Annotated in this window: 20 protein-coding genes and 1 pseudogene; 13 read left to right on the forward strand and 8 right to left on the reverse strand. The window is 39.1% G+C overall.

The features are described from left to right. Window positions 1-75: 75 nt before the first annotated feature. A pseudogene (locus tag N8A89_RS03635) lies at window positions 76-2,576 on the reverse strand (DUF5686 family protein). 105 nt (window positions 2,577-2,681) lie between these two features. Then, the gene (locus tag N8A89_RS03640; RefSeq protein ID WP_281541029.1) at window positions 2,682-3,659 is read right to left on the reverse strand and encodes a pyruvate dehydrogenase complex E1 component subunit beta; all 978 of its coding nucleotides are present in this window, start codon (window positions 3,657-3,659) and stop codon (window positions 2,682-2,684) included. A gap of 163 nt (window positions 3,660-3,822) precedes the next feature. Here N8A89_RS03640 and N8A89_RS03645 point away from each other — a divergent pair, with 163 nt between their 5' ends. The 5 genes from N8A89_RS03645 (at window position 3,823) to N8A89_RS03665 (ending at window position 8,744) form a co-directional block, all read left to right on the forward strand. After that, window positions 3,823-4,563, forward strand: a complete 741-nt coding sequence (locus N8A89_RS03645; protein WP_281541030.1) for an electron transfer flavoprotein subunit beta/FixA family protein — start codon at window positions 3,823-3,825, stop codon at window positions 4,561-4,563. A 41-nt stretch (window positions 4,564-4,604) separates the two neighbouring features. Continuing rightward, window positions 4,605-5,573, forward strand: coding sequence for an electron transfer flavoprotein subunit alpha/FixB family protein (locus N8A89_RS03650; protein WP_281541031.1), 969 nt, complete (start codon window positions 4,605-4,607; stop codon window positions 5,571-5,573). Window positions 5,574-5,659: 86 nt separating this feature from the next. Further along, on the forward strand, window positions 5,660-6,286 hold the full coding sequence (locus tag N8A89_RS03655; protein ID WP_281541032.1) for a bifunctional nuclease family protein: 627 nt from the start codon (window positions 5,660-5,662) through the stop codon (window positions 6,284-6,286). Between the two features lie 17 nt (window positions 6,287-6,303). Next, on the forward strand, window positions 6,304-7,770 hold the full coding sequence (locus N8A89_RS03660; RefSeq protein ID WP_281541033.1) for a NupC/NupG family nucleoside CNT transporter: 1,467 nt from the start codon (window positions 6,304-6,306) through the stop codon (window positions 7,768-7,770). Window positions 7,771-7,919: 149 nt separating this feature from the next. Continuing rightward, window positions 7,920-8,744, forward strand: coding sequence for a thymidylate synthase (locus tag N8A89_RS03665; protein WP_281541034.1), 825 nt, complete (start codon window positions 7,920-7,922; stop codon window positions 8,742-8,744). 91 nt (window positions 8,745-8,835) lie between these two features. On the opposite strand, the gene N8A89_RS03670 is transcribed toward N8A89_RS03665, so the two are convergent. Further along, window positions 8,836-10,248, reverse strand: coding sequence for a hypothetical protein (locus tag N8A89_RS03670; protein ID WP_281541035.1), 1,413 nt, complete (start codon window positions 10,246-10,248; stop codon window positions 8,836-8,838). Between the two features lie 225 nt (window positions 10,249-10,473). On the opposite strand from N8A89_RS03670, the gene N8A89_RS03675 reads away from it, so the two are divergent. The 5 genes from N8A89_RS03675 to N8A89_RS03695 are packed head-to-tail and all read left to right on the forward strand — an operon-like array spanning window position 10,474 to window position 15,163. After that, a complete protein-coding gene (locus N8A89_RS03675; protein ID WP_289644947.1) occupies window positions 10,474-11,178 on the forward strand; it encodes a response regulator transcription factor in 705 nt (234 codons plus the stop codon). Continuing rightward, window positions 11,175-12,668, forward strand: coding sequence for a sensor histidine kinase (locus tag N8A89_RS03680; protein ID WP_289644948.1), 1,494 nt, complete (start codon window positions 11,175-11,177; stop codon window positions 12,666-12,668). The genes N8A89_RS03675 and N8A89_RS03680 overlap by 4 nt, the downstream gene beginning before the upstream one ends. A 60-nt stretch (window positions 12,669-12,728) precedes the next feature. After that, the gene (egtB, locus tag N8A89_RS03685; protein ID WP_281541039.1) at window positions 12,729-13,889 is read left to right on the forward strand and encodes an ergothioneine biosynthesis protein EgtB; all 1,161 of its coding nucleotides are present in this window, start codon (window positions 12,729-12,731) and stop codon (window positions 13,887-13,889) included. A 16-nt stretch (window positions 13,890-13,905) separates the two neighbouring features. After that, window positions 13,906-14,877, forward strand: a complete 972-nt coding sequence (gene egtD / locus N8A89_RS03690) for an L-histidine N(alpha)-methyltransferase (protein WP_289644949.1) — start codon at window positions 13,906-13,908, stop codon at window positions 14,875-14,877. Window positions 14,878-14,881: 4 nt separating this feature from the next. Continuing rightward, window positions 14,882-15,163, forward strand: coding sequence for a DUF427 domain-containing protein (locus N8A89_RS03695; RefSeq protein ID WP_281541040.1), 282 nt, complete (start codon window positions 14,882-14,884; stop codon window positions 15,161-15,163). A gap of 77 nt (window positions 15,164-15,240) precedes the next feature. On the opposite strand, the gene N8A89_RS03700 is transcribed toward N8A89_RS03695, so the two are convergent. Continuing rightward, window positions 15,241-15,537 (reverse strand): isoamylase early set domain-containing protein, encoded by a 297-nt coding sequence (locus N8A89_RS03700; RefSeq protein WP_281541041.1) that lies wholly within the window; start codon window positions 15,535-15,537, stop codon window positions 15,241-15,243. A gap of 156 nt (window positions 15,538-15,693) precedes the next feature. Further along, window positions 15,694-16,776: an aminotransferase class V-fold PLP-dependent enzyme gene (locus tag N8A89_RS03705; RefSeq protein WP_281541042.1), complete on the reverse strand. Its 1,083-nt coding sequence runs from the start codon at window positions 16,774-16,776 to the stop codon at window positions 15,694-15,696. A gap of 266 nt (window positions 16,777-17,042) precedes the next feature. On the opposite strand from N8A89_RS03705, the gene N8A89_RS03710 reads away from it, so the two are divergent. Next, window positions 17,043-17,522: a dihydrofolate reductase gene (locus tag N8A89_RS03710; protein ID WP_281543332.1), complete on the forward strand. Its 480-nt coding sequence runs from the start codon at window positions 17,043-17,045 to the stop codon at window positions 17,520-17,522. Between the two features lie 50 nt (window positions 17,523-17,572). Here N8A89_RS03710 and murI read toward each other — a convergent pair whose 3' ends face one another. Then, entirely contained in the window at window positions 17,573-18,361 is a 789-nt protein-coding gene (gene murI / locus N8A89_RS03715; protein ID WP_281541043.1) for a glutamate racemase, read from the reverse strand. 9 nt (window positions 18,362-18,370) lie between these two features. Further along, window positions 18,371-20,041, reverse strand: a complete 1,671-nt coding sequence (pafA, locus tag N8A89_RS03720) for an alkaline phosphatase PafA (RefSeq protein WP_281541044.1) — start codon at window positions 20,039-20,041, stop codon at window positions 18,371-18,373. A 116-nt stretch (window positions 20,042-20,157) separates the two neighbouring features. Here pafA and N8A89_RS03725 point away from each other — a divergent pair, with 116 nt between their 5' ends. Both N8A89_RS03725 and N8A89_RS03730 read left to right on the forward strand, forming a co-directional pair. Further along, window positions 20,158-20,895: an MlaE family ABC transporter permease gene (locus tag N8A89_RS03725; RefSeq protein WP_281541045.1), complete on the forward strand. Its 738-nt coding sequence runs from the start codon at window positions 20,158-20,160 to the stop codon at window positions 20,893-20,895. Further along, window positions 20,895-21,662, forward strand: coding sequence for an ABC transporter ATP-binding protein (locus N8A89_RS03730; RefSeq protein ID WP_281541046.1), 768 nt, complete (start codon window positions 20,895-20,897; stop codon window positions 21,660-21,662). The genes N8A89_RS03725 and N8A89_RS03730 overlap by 1 nt, the downstream gene beginning before the upstream one ends. Here the strand turns inward: N8A89_RS03730 and N8A89_RS03735 are convergent. Beyond that, window positions 21,659-23,128, reverse strand: a complete 1,470-nt coding sequence (locus N8A89_RS03735) for a DUF389 domain-containing protein (RefSeq protein WP_281541047.1) — start codon at window positions 23,126-23,128, stop codon at window positions 21,659-21,661. The two genes, N8A89_RS03730 and N8A89_RS03735, sit on opposite strands and share 4 nt — an antisense overlap.

The raw sequence follows: 23,128 nt of genomic DNA on the forward strand, positions 1-23,128 counted from the left end.
CTTGAATTTTAATAAATCATTATTTCTAAGCAAAACGATTTTCGTTTTGCCAAATTGCCCGTGTACGAAATCTTCTTAAAAATTGAAGCCAAAGGTTCCGGTGACACCAAAAGGCCTTGCATCGGGGTTATCTAGATAATTACCTCTAAAATTAAAATCGATTCGGAATATTTTAAAAATGTTTCCTACCCCAAATGAATACTCGTAATAAATCTTATCCGAAGGCGCCCTCAATGGTGTAGTTAAGGTTGCCGGAGCACTTAGCGCTCTATTCGCAACGGAAAGACTTCCCCAAACCCCTCTCAATCCTACAATTTCCCTTAGATTCAATTTACGCATGAAAGGTATCCTAGAAAACAATCGTCCATTAAAATTATGTTCTAAATGAACCGAAGCATAGGTATCCGTCACAAATTCATAGAAATCCAGATTGGGGAACGTGCCATAATTAGAGAAGAACGTCTGGTTCCCCGGTACCACACTTAGTAAACCCAGCGGCACTTCACCAAAAGTCTTCCCCAATTCCAATGTACTCAATAACCTACCAAAACCTCCAATTTGCCATGGCTGACTGTATGAAAACTGCAGCTTGCTGTAATTAAAATCGCTATCCAGCAAGCCTTCTGTTCCTTTCGTGAAATTCAGAAGTAGGGTACTGTAGGTATCGTTCACATCCCTGCGCTCTACTCCATAACCAATGGTCTTCTTTCCTGGTGTATATATTAACAATGTATTAAAATCAAACTGTCTAATCTCCGAAGATATTCCCGTGGGGGAATCGGCATCTATATATTCTAAACTAAAGTCATTGGGTAATGCAGAACTTAACGTCCGGAATGTTCCGCCTAGCGAAACCCTGAAATTTGTGATGGGTTCCATTTCAAAATTAAGGGCACTTAAATTAATATTCGTTAGCCGGTTATTGGCACCGACCGTTAGTAAGGATGAAGAGGCAACACTCCGGCCCAGTACGTCGTTCGTGGCGGTGAGACTAACACCAAGCTGCTCAATATCCCTTCGATTTCCTCCGGATACTATCAATCTGCTTTTGCGGTCCAACAAAAATTTACCTGATATTCCGTATTTAAATCTGTTATCCGTAAATCCGTAAGCGGTATACCCTTCTAAACGCCAAGGATCATTTTGTCCAAAATAAGTCCTAGCCCCAATACGGACCCGTGGCCCTTCGGCATCGTTGTACCCAAAAAAATCATAGATGGTTCCAACATCAAGATTCCATTTATCGATTTCTACATATCCGGAACCTAGTATACTCACCAAATTATAGTAAGACTTGAATTTGGGCACCGTTTTTAGTGTGTCCAAAAGTTTGTAAATCCCTGCCTCGTCCTTGTTCAAGGATTCCAAGCGGTTCTTTTCCCAAAAAGCATCGTCCTTTACAATGACATCAATATCCAACGGATTTATGTCTCTCCTATAAAATTCGTTTGGCTTAGGGTCATTAAATTTATAGTTATCAAAAACTGTTGTTCGTTTCCCGTAGACACCTCTTGATTCCTCTTTCTTTTGAAAACTAAAATCACTAAGCATATAATCCCTTTTCAATAGAAAGACAGAATCGTTTACCACGTTAAAATCCTGTTCTATGTAAATCTCCTTTACCCAGTTGATGTTAGCGCTTTTGGTAACTTCAAGGTTGATATTCTTGATGGCCCATGTGGAATCGTTCACCCAAAAATCACCTTTAAAGGTGAGCTCGTTCTTCCGTCTAGGGTAATAAACGATGTTGTAACACCATTTGTTATCGATAAATGCGCTGTCCCGCAGGGCGTAGTTGTAGGTGTCCACACCTGTCCGCGAGAGTGGGCTGGTAAAGCTTTTATCAAAAAACTTTAGATAGTTGTCATAGATATCATAACTCTGGTACAAGTCCTTTACGAAAGCTATTATCGCTTGATTGTTCTCGAACCCAGAGTTCTTGTTTCCCAATATTTCTTCCTTTTCTTCCTTTAGGATGTTATCTCCGTAAACTTTTGAAAATGTCTCGTTCAAAAAGATGGGCAAATACGTTTTCCCAGTAATTCTTGAAGTATCCAAATCTTGAAAAATAAACTCAAGCCCTTTGAATATCTTTCGTTTCATCAAGGCACTATCTATAGTGTTCAGATCAAACTCTACCTTTTCATATTTATCGAATGCATACTGATTAAACTTACGCACTCCATTTTCCCGTTTCTTGGCCCAAATTTTGCGAAGTATATCTACCGCAGGATTATTTTTTTTGATTGTTTTCCTGAAATCAGGATTACCTCGTTTAGCTGTTCCGTAGCCTCTATCAGTGTGATTTTCATATTGTACATCACCCTGGTAGTCAGTGGCATCTCAACATTATCAAATCCAATAAAAGAAATTACAAGCACCTCATGATTGTTATCGGATTCCAAATAGAATCTACCGTCGTCATTGGTAATGGTCCCCTCTGTAGAATTTTTAAAAAGTATGTTTGCGAAGGCCACAGGCTCGCCAGCTTCATCCACCACAATTCCGCCAACCTTGGTCTGTGAATGCACTAGAATTGAAAATAAAATGAAAAGGGAAATTAAGGTTTGTTTCATGAATGATGATGTATTCCAAAGAAGCTACGTCGCAATTAACATATCAAAAAAAAGCTTCTTCAACCTTGGTCGAAGAAGCTAAGATACTTTTACAAAGGATACCGATTATTTATATAACACTTTTTTAACGGCGTTAACAACATCCTTATGATTGGGCAACCACTCCTCTAACAAAACCGGAGAATATGGCGCAGGCGTATCTGCCGTATTAATTTTTACGATTGGAGCGTCCAGATAGTCAAAAGCATGTGCCTGAACGTGATAAGTGATTTCCGTAGCTACATTCCCAAAAGGCCAGGCCTCTTCCAATACCACCAAGCGATTCGTTTTTTTGACAGACTTTAATATGGCATCATAATCCATAGGTTTTACGGTACGTAAATCTATGATCTCACAACTAATTCCTTCCTTTTCCAACTCATCCGCAGCTTTGTCCGCTTCCTTAATAATCTTCCCAAAAGAAACTATGGTAACATCTTTACCTTCCCTGCGAATATCCGCAACACCAATTGGTATTACGTAATCCCCTTCAGGGACCTCCCCCTTATCCCCGTACATTTGTTCAGATTCCATGAAAATGACCGGATCGTCATCACGGATAGCGGCTTTTAAAAGCCCTTTCGCATCAGCGGGATTGGATGGAACAATTACCTTTAAACCAGGGCAATTGGCATACCAGCTTTCAAAAGCCTGTGAATGCGTTGCTGCCAACTGACCTGCAGAAGCCGTAGGGCCCCTAAAAACAATTGGACACGGAAATTGCCCGCCGGACATTTGTCTTATTTTGGCCGCATTGTTTATAATTTGGTCAATCCCTACCAAAGCAAAGTTGAAGGTCATAAATTCCACTATAGGTCGGTTACCCGTCATGGTAGAACCAACAGCAACCCCGGCAAAACCTAGTTCTGAAATAGGCGTGTCAACAACCCGTTTGGCTCCAAATTCATCCAACATTCCTTTAGAAGCTTTATAAGCGCCATTATATTCCGCAACTTCCTCTCCCATTAAATAAATGGACTCATCCCTGCGCATCTCCTCGGACATAGCTTCAGCTATCGCTTCTCTAAATTGTAGTGTTTTCATTTCTGTAAATAATTGTTGGATTGAAAGCAAGCAAAAATAGCAAATTATATATCAAAATATCCTTTGGCAGAATCAAAAAAGCAATAAAATTTACTATGCATGCATAGTAAATTTCGAAATTAATAGTTATCTTCGTGACCATCATTTTAAAAGCATTTGATTAATGAAAATATTAGTTTGTATAAGTAATGTTCCGGACACTACTTCTAAAATAAATTTCACTGATGGTGATACTAAATTCGATACTAACGGCGTACAGTTCGTCATTAATCCTAATGATGAATTTGGGTTAACAAGAGCTATGTGGTTTAAGGAAAAACAAGGTGCAACGGTGCATATTGCGACTGTTGGCGGGGCCAATGTTGAACCTACCATGAGAAAAGCCCTGGCCATTGGTGCGGACGAAGCCATCCGTGTCAATGCAGAACCCACGGATGGATTTTTCGTTGCCCAACAATTGGCTCAGGTTGTAAAGGATGGAGATTATGACTTGATTATTGGAGGAAGGGAATCCATTGATTACAATGGTGGAATGGTTCCCGGTATCCTTGCATCCCTTTTGGATATGAATTTTGTAAATACCTGCATCAGTCTTGAAGTGGACGGCGATAAGGCTACTGCAATCAGGGAAATTGATGGTGGAAAGGAAACCTTGAGCACTAGCTTACCACTCGTAGTAGGCGGACAAAAAGGCCTAGTTGAAGAAAGCGATTTAAGAATTCCTAACATGCGTGGCATTATGCAAGCACGACAGAAAAAACTCAATGTTGTAGAACCCATAGATACGGCCATAAAAACAACGGATATCAAATTTGATAAGCCCGCACCAAAAGGAACTGTAAAATTGGCAGATAATGTAGATGAATTGGTGAACTTGCTCCATAATGAGGCCAAGGTCATTTAGTCAGTTTACTTGCCATAATTTAAGAATCAAAAATTAAAAAAATGTCAGTACTAGTATATACAGAGTCCGAAAACGGAAAATTCAAAAAGAATGCCTTTGAAGTAGCATCCTATGCAGCGTCCGTTGCGAAGCAGTTGGGCACGACTGCCACTGCAATTGCTATCAACTCTAATTCGAACGAAGAGTTGGGTACCTATGGAATCAGCAAGGTGCTTAACATTAAAAATGATGCATTGGCTACATTTAATGCTAAGGCGTATGCCCAAGCTATCTCACAAGCTGCACAAAAAGAAAGTGCGAGCGTAATTATAGTAAGTTCAAGCGCGGATACTAAATATATGGCGCCACTTTTGGCGGCATCATTGGAAGCCGGATATGTCCCTAATGTGGTAGAAGCACCTGAGGGCACTAGTCCCTTTAAAGTAAAAAGAACGGCTTTCAGTAACAAGGGATTTGCGCATACCGAGATTAAGTCCGATATAAAAATAATTGGTGTGTCCAATAACGCCTTCGGTGTAATTGAAAATAAGGTTGAAGTTTCATTAGAAGATTTTTTAGTTTCTTTGGATGATGATGCGTTTACCACTAAATCTGTGGACATCGACAAGGTGGTTGGAAAGGCAACCATAGCCGACGCTGATATAGTAGTATCCGCGGGTAGAGGTTTAAAGGGTCCTGAAAACTGGGAAATGATAGAAGAATTGGCCGATGTTTTGGGAGCTGCAACCGCTTGCTCAAAGCCAGTGTCGGATTTGGGTTGGAGACCTCATGGTGAGCATGTAGGGCAAACAGGAAAACCCGTAGCAAGTAATCTTTATATTGCTATTGGAATATCAGGTGCAATTCAACATCTTGCGGGGGTTAGTGCCTCCAAAACCAAAGTAGTCATCAATACCGATCCTGAAGCGCCCTTTTTTAAAGCTGCGGATTATGGAATAGTAGGAGATGCCTTTGAAGTAGTACCCGAATTGATAGAAAAATTAAAGGAATTTAAAGCCCAAAACGCTTAATTTTTGTTAATTTGTGCCCCGAAAGGGCTGTTCAAATAGTTGGCGTCCCAAGTATTTTGAACAGCCTTTTTTAGTTAATAAAACCTATGAGTCTAGTACGATTAAAAATAAAAGGGATTTCTTATAGCCAAACCCAAAATGGCGCATATGCCCTTATATTGAATGAAGTTGAAGGAGACCGCAAACTCCCCATTGTCATCGGTGCTTTTGAGGCTCAGTCTATCGCGATTGCGTTAGAAAAGGAAATTAAGCCTCCCAGACCACTTACACATGACCTTTTTAAGAATTTTTCCGACCGTTTTGATATTGTCATCAAACAGGTCATCATACATAAATTAGTAGACGGTGTTTTTTATTCGAGTATAATCTGTGAAAGGGACGGAATAGAAGAAATTATAGACGCCCGTACGAGTGACGCCATTGCTTTAGCCCTCAGATTTAACGCCCCTATTTTTACCTATAAAACCATTTTGGACAAGGCTGGCATCTTTTTAAAATTCTCAACAAAGGACAAAGAAAAGAAAAATGACGATAGTATTATGGTAGATGAAATTCTACAAGAAGGCGAAACTGTTGAGATAGAGTCAGGTGCCTCGGACGGCTACCAAGAATTAAGTATAGAGGAACTTGAAAAAGAACTCAAAAAGGCCGTTGCCAATGAAGATTATGAGAAGGCGGCCAAACTAAGGGATGAGATTTCCAAAAGAAACTAAAGTACAAATACCGCTACATGAAAAAAAGTACTTGGTTACTGTTCATTATTCTTGCCCTAATTTGCTCCCTTAACACCTTCTCTCAGACCCCAGTAGGAATTGATACAATCTCAAATTCCGTGGACACCATTACCCTTAACGACATTGAAACCCCAACCTCTGTTACAGTGGTTGAGAACGAAGGTTTCTCCATAAATAGCCTGTGGCGTGGCATTTTAGGAATGCTGGTGCTGATGGGAATTGCATTTTTATCCAGTTCAAATAGAAGGGCAATAAATTGGAGAACCGTTGGAATAGGACTCTCTTTGCAATTGATTATTGCCATAGGAGTTTTAAAGGTTCCTTTTGTTCAACTCGTTTTCGAACAGATTGGTAAAGTATTCGTGAGTATTCTGGAGTTTACCCGGGCGGGAAGTAAATTCCTTTTTGAAGGCCTTGTCGTAGACACCAATACTTTTGGTTATATTTTCGCCTTTCAGGTATTACCTACCATTATTTTCTTTTCAGCGCTAACGTCTTTATTGTTCTACTTAGGAATTATACAAAAGGTTGTAAAAGGCCTAGCTTGGTTATTGTCCAAGAGTCTGGGTATCTCAGGTGCAGAAAGCTTATCCGTTGCCGGAAATATATTTCTTGGCCAAACGGAGGCCCCACTTTTGATTAAGGCCTATTTGGAAAAAATGAACCGCTCAGAAATTCTTTTAGTAATGATCGGAGGAATGGCTACTGTTGCCGGAGCGGTACTTGCGGCCTATATTGGATTTTTGGGAGGTGAGGACGAAGTGCTACAGCTTGTGTTTGCCAAACATTTATTGGCGGCTTCGGTCATGGCGGCCCCAGGTGCAATTGTTATTTCTAAAATGTTATATCCACAGACGGAAACCATAAATACGGACGTTAGTGTTTCCTCAGAAAAAATAGGTTCCAATATTTTGGATGCAATTGCCAATGGAACTACGGAAGGATTGAAACTAGCCGTAAATGTTGGGGCCATGTTATTGGTTTTTGTCGCCATCATTGCAATGATTAATGGCATTTTGGAATGGACGGGAGACCTTACAAGCCTGAATGGTTGGATTGCGAATAATACCTCTTATCAGAAATTTTCGCTGGAAGCCATCTTAGGGACCATATTCGCACCACTGATGTGGTTAATAGGTGTTGCCAATGAGGATATCATGCTCATGGGTCAGTTATTGGGTATTAAGCTTGCGGCCAGTGAATTCGTAGGCTACATTCAACTGGCGGAATTAAAGGATATGACAACTCTGCCACACTTAAAGTTCAATAAATCCATCATTATGGCAACCTATATGTTATGCGGATTTGCAAATTTCGCTTCTATAGGCATACAGATTGGCGGGATTGGTTCCCTGGCTCCGGGTCAGAGAAAAACCCTTTCAGAGTTTGGAATGAAAGCGGTACTAGGCGGTTCTTTGGCCTCCCTATTATCTGCGACCATAGCAGGTATGATTTTGGGGTGAAGCCATCTACCCCGCAAAACGGGTGCTTAAATCTTTGGTTAATAATTTTTAATAAAAGCCTATCAGACTTTGACAAAAGGGCAATAGGCTTTTCCTATTTTTACAAAACTTAACCAAAGGGAATATGCCCTTAGGAAGGCTTGGGACTTATGAAACAATACCACGATTTACTTAAACATGTTTTAGCTGAAGGAAACCAAAAAGGAGACCGCACAGGAACGGGGACCAAAAGCGTTTTTGGCTACCAAATGCGGTTTGACCTCAGCGAAGGATTTCCTATGGTTACTACGAAAAAGTTGCACTTAAAGTCCATTGTGTACGAACTGTTGTGGTTTCTTAAAGGCGATACCAATATTGATTACCTTAAGGAAAATGGTGTACGTATATGGAATGAGTGGGCAGATGAGAATGGTGACTTAGGACCGGTTTACGGCCATCAATGGCGCAATTGGAACGGTGACGATATTGATCAAATCCAAGAGGTTATCAATTCCCTGAAAAACAATCCCAATAGTAGAAGAATGCTGGTCTCCGCTTGGAATCCAGGCGTACTGCCGAATACCTCTAAATCGTTCTCTGAAAATGTGGCCAACGGAAAAGCGGCCTTACCGCCTTGTCATGCCTTTTTTCAATTTTATGTCGCTGACGGTAAACTTTCGTGTCAACTATATCAAAGAAGTGCCGATATCTTTTTAGGTGTTCCCTTTAACATAGCGTCTTATGCCTTATTTACCATGATGATGGCGCAAGTATGTGGTTATGAGCCTGGGGATTTTATCCATACGTTTGGAGATGCCCACATATACAACAACCACATGGAGCAGGTAGAGCTTCAGTTAAGTAGGGAACCCAGACCACTTCCAAAAATGATTCTTAATCCGGAGGTAAGAAATATATTTGATTTTAAGTTCGATGATTTCACGCTTGTAGATTACAATCCCCATCCACATATTAAGGGAGTGGTAGCTATTTAGCATAGAGCATATTTATATCTGGTATTAGCCATAAATAAAGCCCAAACTTCCGCTTGGGCTTCACAGCAAAATAAATTTTCTTTTTCAAAAATTATTCCCTGGTGACCGTAATAAAATTGGAAAGGTCAAAATCACCAAAAAGATTATCCAGATTTTCTCCAGCCTCCAAACCAACAATACCATTCTCATACGTTAAGTGCCAAATATAACAAACACCCACTCCCGCTCCATCAAAATCTACGCCTTTTACCGCAGCCAAGGTAGGCGGCAAACCTAAGATATTGAGGACATCATCCGTAATTACATAGGTCTGGTTAGAACCGTTTAAATTACTGGAATCTAATGTGATGTTACTTACCATGTCAGGTGAGCCGTCTATGGTAAAAGTAAAAGGACCTCCAGAAAGTGTTCCCGCATCCAATGGTTCTCGGGTTACGGTTATTGAATTGGACAAGGCGAAGAAACCATCTAAATCTCCCGCATTCATTCCTACTTCCAGACCTACCAATCCATCCTCATAAGTAATATGCCAGATTAAGCAAACCCCTGCCCCTGCACTATCGAAATCAACCCCTTGAGCGGCTTCCAAAGTGGGTGGCAATCCAAGAATCTTCAAATCCGCATCGGTAATTACAAAACCACTATTTCCACCGTTAACTGCGGTGTCATCCAAAGCTAGGTCTGTTGCTTTATCCGGTGTTCCGTCAACAACAAACTCGTATGGTCCGCCTGATAAAGTACCTCCATTAAGAGCATTCCTAGTGACCATTATTGAATTTGAAAGTGCATATCCGCCAACCAAATCAGAAACGTTATTTCCTGCTTCAAGACCTGTTAGTCCATCCGCATAGGTCAAATGCCATATAAGACATACCCCAGCACCGGCTTCATCAAAGTTTACGCCTTCAATCGCAGCCAATGTTGGTGGCAGTCCAAGAATTGTGTTGGCATCATCTGTTATAACATAGGTCTGGTTGTCGCCATTTAGCAAGTTATCGTCCAAAGTGATACCACTAACCATATCAGCCATGCCATTAACCGTAAACTCAAAAGGACCACCTCCCAATACACCCGCGTTCAATCCATTTCTGTTTACGGTAATAAAATTGGAAAGGTCAAAATCACCAAAAAGATTATCCAGATTTTCTCCAGCCACCAAACCGTTCAAGCCCTGTTCATAGGTCAAATGATAAATATAACAAGAGCCCTCACCGGCTTCATCAAAATTCACACCCTCAACGGCCTCCAAAGTTGGCGGTAGTCCAAGTATGTTTCTTTCTGCATCGGTAATCACATAGTTTTGAAAACTACCCGTTAGCGTTGACGCATCAAGGGTTATCCCGCTTACCATATCAGGATTTCCATCCACTGTAAAGGTGAAAGGTCCTCCAGATAAAGTTCCCGCATCCAAGGTTATTTCGGCGACAGTAGGGTCGTCGTCCTCACAACTAACTATGAAGACAGACATAGCAAGTATCAGTAAAAGTGTTTTTAAATTATTCATAATCGGTCTATTTTTAAATCCGATTCAAAGAAACCCAGATGCTGTAACAGAAGTATCACACAAAATTCAATTTTTATTATCTATTGATTTTCAGTTTCTTAACCATTATTTTCTTAGGTTTTTGAAAGAAACGACCATTTTAAACGACTTTTTAGTCACGGAAACTGGATAATTTTTGAAGAACTGTGAACTTTCCGTGACATTTTACCCTTTATTTCGCTATTCATGAAAAAAGTATTGATTATTGAAGACGACATCGAAATCATTCATTTGTTGGAAATACATTTGAAGGATTTAGGTTGTGAAGTGTCCTTTGCCACAAGAGGAGGTGACGGCCTTCATAAAGCTATTGAGGAAGTGCCGGATTTAATAATACTAGATATTATGCTTCCTGAAATGGATGGTCTTGAAGTGTGTCAGAAGATAAGGGCCAACAAGATAAAATCACCCATTATAATGCTCACTGCCCGCTCTGAGGAAATTGATAAAGTGTTAGGTTTGGAATTGGGTGCCGATGACTATTTAACCAAACCATTTAGTGTTCGGGAATTTATCGCAAGGGTTAAGGCTATTTTCAGAAGACAAAAAATGATTTCTAAAACCGAATTAAACAACTCAACTCAAAATATAATAAAATTCGGTAATCTATCAGTTAACATCGAAATGCGAAAGGTTGTTTTGAATGATACCAAAATAGAACTGTCACCAAAAGAATTTGAACTATTAGTGTTGTTGGCCTCCAACCCCGGTAAAAGTTATGATCGCGCCAAACTCTTGAACCTTATTTGGGGGTATGACTTTGAAGGATATGAACACACCGTAAACTCACATATAAACCGCCTTCGTTCTAAAATTGAACCAGACATGAGCAAGCCAAAATTTATTTTGACCACATGGGGGGTAGGATACAAATTCAATGAGGAATTATGAGTGACAATATACTCTCAAATAGGCTAATAAAAAGACTGGTATTCTCCTTTCTGGCCATTCTCGTTTTGGCAGGGGTAAGCTATACAATAGCCACCATCTACCTATCCAATAAGTACTTTTATGAAACTACCCAAAGACTGCATTCCAATTTGGCGCAAGACTTAATTGACGAGAAGTTTATTGACCAAAGCCCAATTGATAGTGCGGGAGTAGTGAACAAAGCTTTGTTCGGAGATATTATGCACGACATGATGGCGGTAAACAGAGCAATTGAGGTCTACTTACTAGATTTGGATGGGCGTATACAATACTCTGTAGTTCTTGACCATGATGCACCGGATACCAATCTAAAGAAAATAGACCTAGCTCCAATTAAAAAGTTTATTTCCTCTAAAGGTCAGAATTATATTCTTGGGGACGATCCAAAGAACTTGGACAACAAACAGGTCTTTTCCGCCGCTCATTTTGATAAGAATGGTAAAGAAGGTTACATCTATATTATATTGGCTGGAGAGGATTATCTGGCTACCAGAAATACGCTCTTTAATAGCTATGCCCTAAAACTGGGGTTGGGAACATCCCTCTTGACCCTTTTTTTTGCGGCAGTTCTGGGAATATTATCAGTCTGGTATCTGACAAAAAATTTAAGGGCTGTGGTCTACGCCGCCAAACGTTTTCAGCAGGGGGATTTAACATATAGAATTAAGGACGCAGAGAACACCGATTTGGCAGGAGTCGCTACCACCTATAATGAAATGGCGGATACCATTTTGAACGATATTGAAAAAATAAAGTCGCTAGAGGTTTTGCGACGAGAGTTAATTGCCAATATTTCACATGATTTACGGACACCACTTGCCATTATGCAAGGATATATCGAAACCTTGCAAATGAAGGATATCGAACTAACCAATGAGCAACGTTCAGATTATTTAAAAACTATAAAATCCAGTGGGGAAAGGCTTTCTAAACTTATTTCACAGCTTTTTGAATATTCGAAATTGGAAGCCAATCAGATTGAACCACAAAAAGAGCCATTTTTAATAAGTGAGTTGGCCAACGATATTCACAGGAATTATCAAGTACTGGCAGCACAAAAAAATATAAGTTTAAAATTAGAAATGAAGAAGGGTATTCCCCTTGTTTTTGCGGATATATCACTTGTTGAAAGAGCAATACAGAACTTAATGGACAATGCCCTAAAGTTTACACCTGAAAAAGGAGAGATTATCGTAAAAATTGAACCCAAAGGAAAAAATGTTGAGATTACGATTAAGGATTCAGGTCCGGGAATTCGAAAAGAAAACCAGGCACTTATTTTTGAGCGCTACCGCCAGACCAAAACAACGAAACAGAAGGAAGGGGCGGGTCTTGGCCTCGCTATTGTGAAAAAAATAATAGAACTCCATAATGGAAGCATAAAAGTTTTAAGCAAGCCTAACGAGGGCACTGCTTTTAGTTTCAGTCTACCGGTCTATGACACGGCTTGAAGAGTTCTAAAAATACCTTCGACCGAAATTATTATTTATCTTTAAGGTAAAATTGCTTTAATGATACTTACCGATTCGCTTTTGGATTTTTTCTTAGAAACCAGAAAGCATACCGAAACTATTTGCCAACCTTTAGAGATTGAGGATTATGTGGTACAACCAATCGTAGACGTGTCTCCTCCTAAATGGCATCTAGGACACACCACTTGGTTTTTTGAAGAATTCATTTTAAAAGTATACGATGAGGACTATAAGGTTTATGATGAAGATTTTTCATTTGTCTTTAATAGCTACTACGAAAGCGTAGGTAAAAGGGTAGTACGTTCGGACCGTGGCAACCTTTCCAGACCTTCCGTCAAAAAAGTCTATGAATATCGGGCCCATGTCACCAATGCCATTAAAGAATTGATTTCCAATGTTGACAATAATGAGATGGATGAAGTAATGGAAATCGGTATCCATCATGAAAAACAGCATCAGGAATTACTGCTTACGGACATTAAATATATTTTGGGAAATAATCCACTACTGCCGAAGTATTCGAATACATTCAAGGAAAACCCAGTCGAAAATCATACCTGCGAGTGGATAGCAATGGATGAAGGCATCTATGAGATTGGACACAATTCTGCGGAATTCTGCTATGACAATGAATTGGGCAGGCACAAGGTTTTTCTACATTCTTATCGGATAGCGAATAAACTAGTAACCAATGGAGAATTTATTCAATTTATAAATGATGATGGATATAAGCGGTTTGAGCTTTGGCACGCCGAGGGCTGGGATTGGGTAAACCAACAGCACATTGCCGCACCTTTATATTGGCACCTAATTGATGGTGAGTGGCAACACTACACGTTAAGCGGGCTGCAAAAAATAAACTTCGAAGCGCCTTTGACCCACATCTCCTATTTTGAAGCTTTTGCCTTTGCGCAATGGAAAGGTATGCGACTACCAACGGAATTTGAATGGGAGGCCGCTCAACATTTTTTCAAATGGGGACAACGTTGGGAATGGACAGAAAGCGCCTACCTACCCTATCCCAATTACCAAAAAGCAGATGGCGCACTGGGAGAATACAATGGGAAATTTATGGTGAATCAAAAAGTGCTCAGGGGAAGCTCGGTAGCCACACCCATTAAACATTCCAGGCCTACCTATCGCAATTTTTTCCCGACATACCTTAGGTGGCAATTTACCGGATTAAGGTTGGTTCAATAATCTCGACATATACTACATGACTAAAATAAGTACGCAGAAACTCACCACAGATTTTGAACGCGAAGTGCGACAAGGTTTAACGGACTTCCCCAAACATTTATCCTCTAAATATTTTTATGACGCCGTGGGTGATAAACTTTTCCAGGATATTATGGCGATGCCAGAATATTATTTAACGGATGCGGAATTTGCTATTTTGGAACAACGCAAAACTGATATCACTGAATTGTTTTCCCGTGGCTCAGAAACTTTTAATCTTATAGAATTAGGTGCAGGTGATGGCAAAAAAACAAAAATCCTTCTTAAGGAATTGTCCGACCAGAATATAGATTTCACGTATTTACCCATTGATATAAGTCAGAATGCCCTGAACCAATTGACGGAAACCATAGAAAATGAATTGCCCACCGTAAAAACCAAAGCCCTACAAGGAACCTATTTTGAAACCCTTTCGACCTTCAATGAATTAAACTACGCCAAAAAAGTAATCTTGTTTCTCGGCTCCAATATAGGAAACCTTTTGCATGAACAAGCCATTAATTTTCTTCGTAGTGTGCGAGAAATCATGTTAAAGGATGATTTACTTTTTTTGGGCGTTGATCAAAAAAAACATCCGAAAAAAATATTGGATGCCTATAATGATGCAACGGGAATTACCGCTGCCTTCAACAAGAATATTTTGTTCAGGATAAACAAGGAACTTGGAGGGGACTTTAATCCAAATCAATTTTTGCATTGGGAAGTGTACGACCCGGAAACCGGTACAGCAAAAAGTTACCTAGTCTCAAAAGAAGCACAAGAGGTTTCAATAAAAAAATTAGATTTGACAGTTAGCTTTAAATCCTGGGAAACTATTCATACCGAAATTTCCCAGAAATACGACGACGAAATCATGCAGTGGTTGGCACAAGAATCAGGGTTAACTATTGAGACCGAATTTAGTGACGCGCAAAATCAATTTAAAAATTACGTTTTAAAAAAGAACTGAACTTATGAAAGCAATTTGGAATGACACGATTCTAGCAGAAAGTGATGATACTTTGGTTATCGAAAACAATCATTATTTTCCTGCAGAGAGCATAAAAAAAGAATATTTCAAATCCAGCGATACCCATACCAATTGCCCTTGGAAGGGCACCGCTTCTTATTATACCTTAGCCGTAGATGGAAAAGAAAATAAGGATGCCGCTTGGTATTACCCAGAAGTGAGCGAATTGGCAAAAGGCATTAAAGGAAGGGTTGCCTTTTGGAAAGGTGTAGCTGTAGTAAAGTAATACGGGGGAATATAGATAGAACATATAAAAAAGGCATGGAATTAATTCCATGCCTTTTTTAATATTTTAAACTAATACTATAATTCTAGAACAGCGTTCTCAGAACCAGCATAGTCGTTCCACTTGTATCCATCCGCTTCGGTTTCATTTATGAAAGCACCGTCAACGATGTACTTAAATTCATAAGAGTTCTCTTTTGGTAAGTCGAAGGTTCCTTTAAAGGTACCGTTCTTTAGTTTCTTCAAGGTGCTACCTTTTGGGCTCCAGTTATTGAAGTCACCTACTACGGCTACTTTTTTTGCTTCTTCTGCAGGTACTGTAAAAGTTACCTTACATACCGGTTTAGTCTTTAAATATTGTTTTGCTATTGCCATGATTATGTGATTTTTATAATTTACGGCAAAACTACTATATTAAGATGCTCATTTCCAATGATTAATATCATTTTTATGAAATTGATAAAAATTTGGTAAGATTTAACATCACTTATAAAAATTGGACCATCAAAATTTAGAAGTAAATAATTACAACTAGGCTGTTTTTAAGATTCTTACAATCGTATTCAGGTCGTTTTCATTATTATAAAAGTGAAACCCAACACGTACACCATCTCCACGTTGCGCACACAATACATTTTCATGCAATAATCGTTGAAATTTATGATTGTCAATTTTTAGATTAAAGATGGTACTATGCTTCGCCCTTTCTATTATATCATCGTCTAAAAGTCCTAAATCTGTAAATTCCTGTTTCGCCTTGTGGGACAAATTGTTGTTATGGGCCGATATTTTGTCCATACCTATACTCTTTAAATACTCCAAAGAGAACTTAAGGCTTCCAAAATTGAGACAGGATAAATGGCCTGGCTCTAACTTTTTGGCAAACCTGATGCTTTCCTTTTTATCAACATCGCCATTTGCCGAATTAAAGCCAATCGTTTTTGGAAAAAATTCCTCCTTAACTTGGTCAGAAAACAACATAAACCCATTGCCATATCCTGCTAATAACCACTTGTAGGCACTGGCCCCAAGAACGTCTATTCCAGAGGATTCAAAATTGAAATCTACTACACCGCAAAACTGCGTTCCATCAGCAATGATAATTAAATCAGAATATTCCTTCTTCAAGTCCTTTATAAATTCCAAATCGATGAGAAAACCATCTAGCCACTGTACCAAGCTGATGGCCAAAACGTCAATATTCTCGGAGCGCACGGTTTCCCTAATTTCGTTTTCCACATCGGCGCTCATCTTTACATAAGAGATGTCAAATTTCCGATCTTCAAATGGCCAATTAACAGATGGATAATCGTTCTCCAGCAATAGAATTTTCCTTTTGGGGTCCAATCCTTCCAACAATACGTTCAATCCCGTTGAAAAATTGTTTACCAAGGCTATATTTTCCGTCTTACAATTAAAAAAAGTTCCAACGGTCTTACGGGTATCGCTCAGTATCTTCATGGTTTTTTCACGCATATCGCTCCCGTGCAAAAGCAAATCCAAATCGTGTTCTTGGCGCCAATCAATTAGGGAATCGTACAAAGGTCCAAATACGGCGGTGTTGACATATATACTTTTTCGTACTACCGGAAAATCGTTTCTTATTTTTTCCATCTAAATCTTATATCTGTAATATCTTGTTATTGTATAAACAAAAAGTCAGTCCTCCAACACTTGTATTGCATCAATGGTATCCACCCCTACCTGCGTTGACTATGAATTGATTTCTCTATTTAATATCTATGGCAAATTGTCATATAGATTATGCACAAAAATCAATTGCCGTATCTTAGCTTAAAGATAGTTATTGTCGCATTTTAATGGCGTGCTTTTTGCTATTTCGTTTCATATAATTTAGAAAAACAGTGAATACTATTACGATGATAGCGGCGGCAGCGGAAAACGGTGCTTTAGGAAAGGATAATGATTTAATATGGCATCTTCCAGATGATTTTAAAAGATTTAAGCGTCTAACCACGGGACATAAAATCATTATGGGCCGAAAGACTTTTGAGAGTTTTTCTAAACCCTTGCCCAACCGTATTCATATTATCATAACCAGGGATAAAGATTATAAGGTAGATTCTAAAGACTGCATTGTGGTAAATTCTTTGGTTGAAGCGCTCCAATTAGTTTCAAATGAACACGCCTACATTATCGGCGGTGGTGAAATTTACAAACAGGCCGAACCTTTCTCGAACACGATAGAACTTACCAAGGTACATGAGAGCTTTGAGGCGGATACGTATTTTCCGAATCTTGACCATAAAACATGGAAGCTCGTAACCGAGGAATACCATCCAAAGGATGAAAAGCACAAGTATGCTTTTAGTTATTTAACTTACATAAGAATAAAATAACGACTATCCCGAACTATTTGGAATTTTTAATAAAATTGTCCCGCCAAAGGTCAAAAATCCAAATAAGCCACTTTAACCGAATTTCTATGGTCATCTAAAAATCGCTTAAGTACGCTCACGTTGGAGTTTGTATAAAATTGATGCTTGCCATTAACCTTAGAAAGGTTTAATATTCCGTGCTGCTCTAAAATAGATTTCGTCTGCCGCGCAACCGCCTCACCAGAATCAATGATTTTAACGCTCTCGGGCAGCAATTCTTTTAATAAGGGTATCAAATACGGATAATGGGTACACCCTAAAACCAGATAATCTATTCCCTTATCCAACATTGGCCGTAAGTACTCTTGTAAAAGTTGCCTTGTTTTTTCATTTCCCACTTCACCGCTTTCAATAAGTTCTACCAATCCTTTACCCTGTTGCTCCACAATTTCTATCCCCTCCCCATGGTTAAGTGAAGTGCTGTGAAACAAACTACTAGTTAAGGTTCCTTTAGTGGCTAAAACGCCGACCGACTTAGATCTTGAGTTTAAGGCCGCAGGTTTTATGGCTGGTTCAATACCAATAAATGGAACCTTATAGGTTTTTCTAAGGTAGTCTATGGCATTGGTAGTCGCCGTGTTACAGGCCACGACGATTAACTTGCAATTATGGTTTAAAAGATACTCGGTGTTTTTGATACTTAGTCCCAGTATTTCCTCAGAAGATTTTTCTCCATATGGAGCGTTTTTACTATCAGCTAAATAAATGGAATTTTCCTTTGGCAAAAGGGCTTGAATTTCCTTCCAAATAGAGGTTCCTCCAATCCCGGAATCAAAAACGCCAATGGGAAGTTTGCTCATAATACCATATTACTCTAATACTTCGGCGATTGGCTGACCCGTATTACCGCTCGGAAAGGATATTCCTAATAGTGTGGCTATTGTGGGAGCAATATCAGGGATTTCCGTTCTTGCTACGGTACTTCCTTGCTTTATACCCTTTCCGTAAAAAAGTAAAGGACAGTGCGTGTCATAAACTTGAGGAGAACCATGTGTTGACCCCGTAGACCCGTAACTAGCAGTGCCAGGTTTTAAGACCAACAATATATCTCCAGATCTTTTCTGGTTGAAGCCATTTTGTAGGATATAGGGTATTCCAGAGGTATAGTCGTTCTGCCACATTTGATAACCCGTATATACCCTGTCTACATAATCATAGCTTAGAAGTTCAAGCGCGATTGTTTCTTGAACGTTTTTTAATTCCAAATCTAGATTTTTAACAATTTTATCATCCAAAAAGAATTGAAGGTTTGAAAAATTCTTAATGATATCCTCGGTGCCATATTTGAATTTTAGAAACTCTGAGAATTTTGTTTGGGTCGTTTCATAATCCACATAACCAGCGGGTATTCTTTGATCTTTAAGATAACTAGGAACTTCGACTGCACCGTGGTCTGCCGTTAAGAAGACGGTATACTCTTCTTTGCCTACATTTTTGTCCAAAGCTTTGAACAGTCGCGCCAAGTCTTCATCCAATCGGAGATAAGTATCCTGTATCTCCTTTGAATTTACACCGTATTTATGACCTACATAGTCGGTACTTGAAAAACTAATAGCTAAGAAATCGGTTATCGCATCCTTACCTAAGTTTTCCTGTTTTAAGGCCTCAATAGCAAAATCCGTAGTAATACTATTTCCGTAGGGCGTAGCCTTAATTAATTCATAATCCCGTGTTTTATCTAATAGGTTTGGCGTGCTGTGGGGAAAGGTAGGAGTAACCTCATCTTGGAACAACCCCTCATAACCATTATTATCCGGACCGCTTTCCAAATATGTATTTATATCACCTAATGTAGTCCAAGCCTTCTTATAGGATTGAGCCTTTCCTGAGGAGTTAAAATCATCCACCCATTTAGGTAGCTGATTCATATAATAGGTGCTGCTTATCCACTTTCCTTCATCCCCACCATGAAACCAGTATGCGGCGTTGGCCGTATGCCCTCCGGGTAGTACGGCACCCCTATCCTTGAGGGCAATAGCTATTGTTTTTCCCCTCATTTGCGTGTGCAATCTCAACTCATCCGTAATGGTAGTGACCGTCATTCTATGTGGTGACATTTTACCTGCATCAGAAGCAGTGCCCACGGAATTATACGTATCATCCGAAGCGCAGTACACATCAATATCATTTTCCTTATCGTACCAGTTATTTCCAATTATACCGTGAGTTGCAGGTGTGGTTCCAGTGTAAACCGATGTATGCCCGGGACCTGTGCTAGTAGGTGCGTAGTTAAAATGGTTGTTCTTGCAATTATAGCCCTCTTCTACAAACCGCTTAAAACCATCATCCCCGTAATGCTCGTAAAATCTGGTCAGGTAATCATAACGCATTTGGTCCACTACGATACCCACAACCAGTTTTGGAGACACTTTTATTTGGGTTGTCTCCTCTGTTTTGTCTCTTTTTTGGGAATTAACGGAAAAAGCGATAAGTAGTGCCAAAATAAAGGTAGGAAAGGAAAAAAGACTTCTAATTTTCATGCGGAATTTCTTAATAAGGTAAAAGTAAATAAAATACATAGCCCTTAAAAGTTCAAATGAGGTTTAAATCCATTCCTTTATTGTTATTTTTACGCGAAGAAATCTATTTTTAATACATGAACTATTTAGCGTCTGTTGGCAGCTATGCAATTATGGTCCGAGAGGTTTTTAAAAAACCGACGAAATGGAGAATAATGAAATCGCTGATATTAAAGGAGATAGATGAGCTAATTTATGGTTCTTTAGGTATCATCGTATTTATATCCTTTTTTATAGGTGCTGTAGTGGCTATACAAACAGCACTAAATTTGACCAATCCCATTATTCCTAGAAGTCTTATCGGTTTCGCAACCAGACAGTCAGTCATATTAGAGTTTGCTCCTACATTCGTGTCCATAATCATGGCAGGAAAAGTTGGTTCTTATATTACATCCAGCATTGGCACCATGCGGGTAACGGAGCAAATTGACGCCTTAGAAGTTATGGGGGTCAACTCACTGAACTATTTGGTTTTTCCTAAGATAATCGCTATGTTATTTTATCCTTTTGCCATTGCCATATCTATGTACGTTGGTATTTTTGGGGGTTGGCTGGCCGGAGTTTTTGGTGGGTTTTTAACCAGTACCGATTTTGTTAACGGCTTACAAACTGACTTTATACCCTTTCATATCGCTTATGCATTCATAAAAACCCTCTTATTTGCCTTTGTAATTGCCACTATTCCTTCTTTTCATGGATATTATATGAAAGGTGGTGCACTTGAGGTAGGAAAAGCAAGTACTACTTCTTTTGTTTGGACGAGTGTGGTGATTATTATTTTGAATTACTTATTAACGCAACTCCTGCTCGGCTAATGATAGAAGTAGATAACATACATAAGTCTTTTGGGGAAGCCCACGTTTTAAAGGGTGTTTCCACAACGTTTGAGACCGGAAAAACAAATTTAATCATCGGCCAGAGTGGTTCGGGAAAGACCGTATTCTTGAAATGTCTTTTGGGGCTTTTTACGCCTGAAGAAGGAAGCATTATTTATGACGGGAAAAGATATTCTGAACTTACAGATGACGAAAAGAGGGATCTGCGACAAGAAATGGGAATGGTTTTCCAAGGAAGTGCATTATTTGATAGTATGACTGTTGAAGGAAACGTGCGTTTTCCGTTGGATATGTTTACAAAACAATCCAAATCTGAAATGGAGGACCGCGTTAATACGGTACTTAAACGCGTTAACCTTATTGACGCCCACAACAAGTTTCCTTCGGAAATATCAGGAGGAATGCAGAAACGGGTGGCGATAGCCCGTGCCATTGTCATGAATCCTAAATATCTTTTTTGTGATGAGCCAAACTCTGGTTTGGATCCAAAAACCGCGATATTGATTGACGACCTCATTAAAGAAATAACAGAAGAATACGATATTACAACCGTCATAAATACCCATGATATGAACTCCGTTATGCAAATTGGAGAAAAAATACTTTTCCTGAAAAACGGATTCAAGGAATGGGAGGGTACGAAAAATGAAATTTTCAAGACCGATAACGAAGCGGTTACAAACTTTGTCTATTCTTCGGATCTTTTCAAAAAAGTACGTCAGATGTACATTGAGGAACGCAATTAATTACTTGATAATTCCTTGATTTGAATATTATTATTGTTCAATCTTAGTTTCAACCACATTAGAAGTTTTTGAGCATCTTTCTCCGTTTGACTTCTTTTCGTATTGTCCTTCCAAGTTATTTCAAATACCGGAATACTATCCGTTTTCGTAAAGTCAGTAGAAATTAAATAGGAATATGCAAGACGGTCAAGATTCTCGTAATTGGCCTTAGCCTCCATACTAATTTCCTTGAAAGGTATTTGTCCGAACGCAACTTTGTTCAAACGTCCAAGCTCTGATTCTAAAAACGCGATTTTTTCATCTTTGGATGATAATTGATTCTTTTGGGATTCGTAGAGTTCATTAATGTATTTTAATTGATCTGCCTCGCCACTTTTCGAACCTTGAATCACCTGAAGCTCGCAACCCTTTAATCTATCGTTTTCACTCATTTTGGATTTCCACATGGCAATAATATTGTCCGGCACTGTTTCATTTCCCATAAAAACAACTTCTACCAAAGAATTTTTACCGGAATTATATTCCAAATCGGTAAAATCTTCTAAAAACCTTCCTTCACCAGAAAATTTATAAGGTGCAATGTTTTCTGAAATAAATTCATTGGCCGCTTTTCTAAAAAGCGACTCTTGAAAGACGTTCCAAAATGTTATACTGGCAGGTATCATTACTGCAACGGCTAATACTGATGCTAGACGGCCAATAAGTCTCCTACGTTTGGAATTCACATAACGCACCATTGGAAAACGAAGCAGTTTTATAATTAAGAAAGTGGCTAGGGCAATGAATATAGTGTTTATAGTAAATAAATACATGGCACCACCAGCATATTCCCAATTACCTATAGCTAGACCAAATCCTACGGTACATAATGGCGGCATTAAAGCGGTTGCTATTGCAACACCAAAAATAACGCTGGCAATGGTTCCTTTTTTGGCTCTTGCGATGACCAATGCCAAACCACCAAAGAAAGCAATGAGTACATCACGAATATCAGGCGCCGTACGAGCCAGCAATTCGGAAGATTCCTCTTGAAGTGGAAAAAATTTAAAGAATAAAAATGCAGTCAAAACACTGAGGACGACCATTACCGCAAAATTTTTCAAAGACCTCTTTAAAGTATCTATATCATTTATTCCAACAGAAAGACCTATACCAAGAATTGGCCCCATTAACGGAGAAATAAGCATGGCACCAATGACTACTGCCGTTGAATTTGCATTTAAACCTATTGAAGCTATAAATATGGAACAGACGAGTATCCAAGACGTATGCCCTTTAAAAGGAATATCCGCAATAATAGCTTCTTTGGTGGCCGCTTGATCTGTATTTGTTCGAATATTTAATAGTTCGGACAAAAACTTCTTTATACTACCGGCAAGACCTTTAAAGTCTTTTTTTACCTCTTCCCCGCTTTCACTCGGTTTTTCTGTAGGGGTGATGTTATCTTGATTCAATTTTTCCTGCAT

Source organism: Maribacter aestuarii (genome assembly GCF_027474845.2).
GTDB lineage: Bacteria > Bacteroidota > Bacteroidia > Flavobacteriales > Flavobacteriaceae > Maribacter > Maribacter aestuarii.

Bases quoted from the DNA above. Each gene is read 5' to 3' on its own strand.
- N8A89_RS03700 (WP_281541041.1), bottom strand. From the start codon at position 15,537: ATGGCAATAGCAAAACAATATTTAAAGACTAAACCGGTATGTAAGGTA.
- N8A89_RS03680 (WP_289644948.1), top strand. From the start codon at position 11,175: ATGAGTGACAATATACTCTCAAATAGGCTAATAAAAAGACTGGTATTC.
- N8A89_RS03665 (WP_281541034.1), top strand. From the start codon at position 7,920: ATGAAACAATACCACGATTTACTTAAACATGTTTTAGCTGAAGGAAAC.
- N8A89_RS03650 (WP_281541031.1), top strand. From the start codon at position 4,605: ATGTCAGTACTAGTATATACAGAGTCCGAAAACGGAAAATTCAAAAAG.
- N8A89_RS03660 (WP_281541033.1), top strand. From the start codon at position 6,304: ATGAAAAAAAGTACTTGGTTACTGTTCATTATTCTTGCCCTAATTTGC.
- N8A89_RS03640 (WP_281541029.1), bottom strand. From the start codon at position 3,659: ATGAAAACACTACAATTTAGAGAAGCGATAGCTGAAGCTATGTCCGAG.
- N8A89_RS03655 (WP_281541032.1), top strand. From the start codon at position 5,660: ATGAGTCTAGTACGATTAAAAATAAAAGGGATTTCTTATAGCCAAACC.
- murI (WP_281541043.1), bottom strand. From the start codon at position 18,361: ATGAGCAAACTTCCCATTGGCGTTTTTGATTCCGGGATTGGAGGAACC.
- N8A89_RS03675 (WP_289644947.1), top strand. From the start codon at position 10,474: ATGAAAAAAGTATTGATTATTGAAGACGACATCGAAATCATTCATTTG.
- N8A89_RS03695 (WP_281541040.1), top strand. From the start codon at position 14,882: ATGAAAGCAATTTGGAATGACACGATTCTAGCAGAAAGTGATGATACT.
- N8A89_RS03725 (WP_281541045.1), top strand. From the start codon at position 20,158: ATGAACTATTTAGCGTCTGTTGGCAGCTATGCAATTATGGTCCGAGAG.
- N8A89_RS03730 (WP_281541046.1), top strand. From the start codon at position 20,895: ATGATAGAAGTAGATAACATACATAAGTCTTTTGGGGAAGCCCACGTT.
- egtB (WP_281541039.1), top strand. From the start codon at position 12,729: ATGATACTTACCGATTCGCTTTTGGATTTTTTCTTAGAAACCAGAAAG.
- N8A89_RS03645 (WP_281541030.1), top strand. From the start codon at position 3,823: ATGAAAATATTAGTTTGTATAAGTAATGTTCCGGACACTACTTCTAAA.
- N8A89_RS03710 (WP_281543332.1), top strand. From the start codon at position 17,043: ATGATAGCGGCGGCAGCGGAAAACGGTGCTTTAGGAAAGGATAATGAT.
- egtD (WP_289644949.1), top strand. From the start codon at position 13,906: ATGACTAAAATAAGTACGCAGAAACTCACCACAGATTTTGAACGCGAA.
- N8A89_RS03735 (WP_281541047.1), bottom strand. From the start codon at position 23,128: ATGCAGGAAAAATTGAATCAAGATAACATCACCCCTACAGAAAAACCG.
- N8A89_RS03705 (WP_281541042.1), bottom strand. From the start codon at position 16,776: ATGGAAAAAATAAGAAACGATTTTCCGGTAGTACGAAAAAGTATATAT.
- N8A89_RS03670 (WP_281541035.1), bottom strand. From the start codon at position 10,248: ATGAATAATTTAAAAACACTTTTACTGATACTTGCTATGTCTGTCTTC.
- pafA (WP_281541044.1), bottom strand. From the start codon at position 20,041: ATGAAAATTAGAAGTCTTTTTTCCTTTCCTACCTTTATTTTGGCACTA.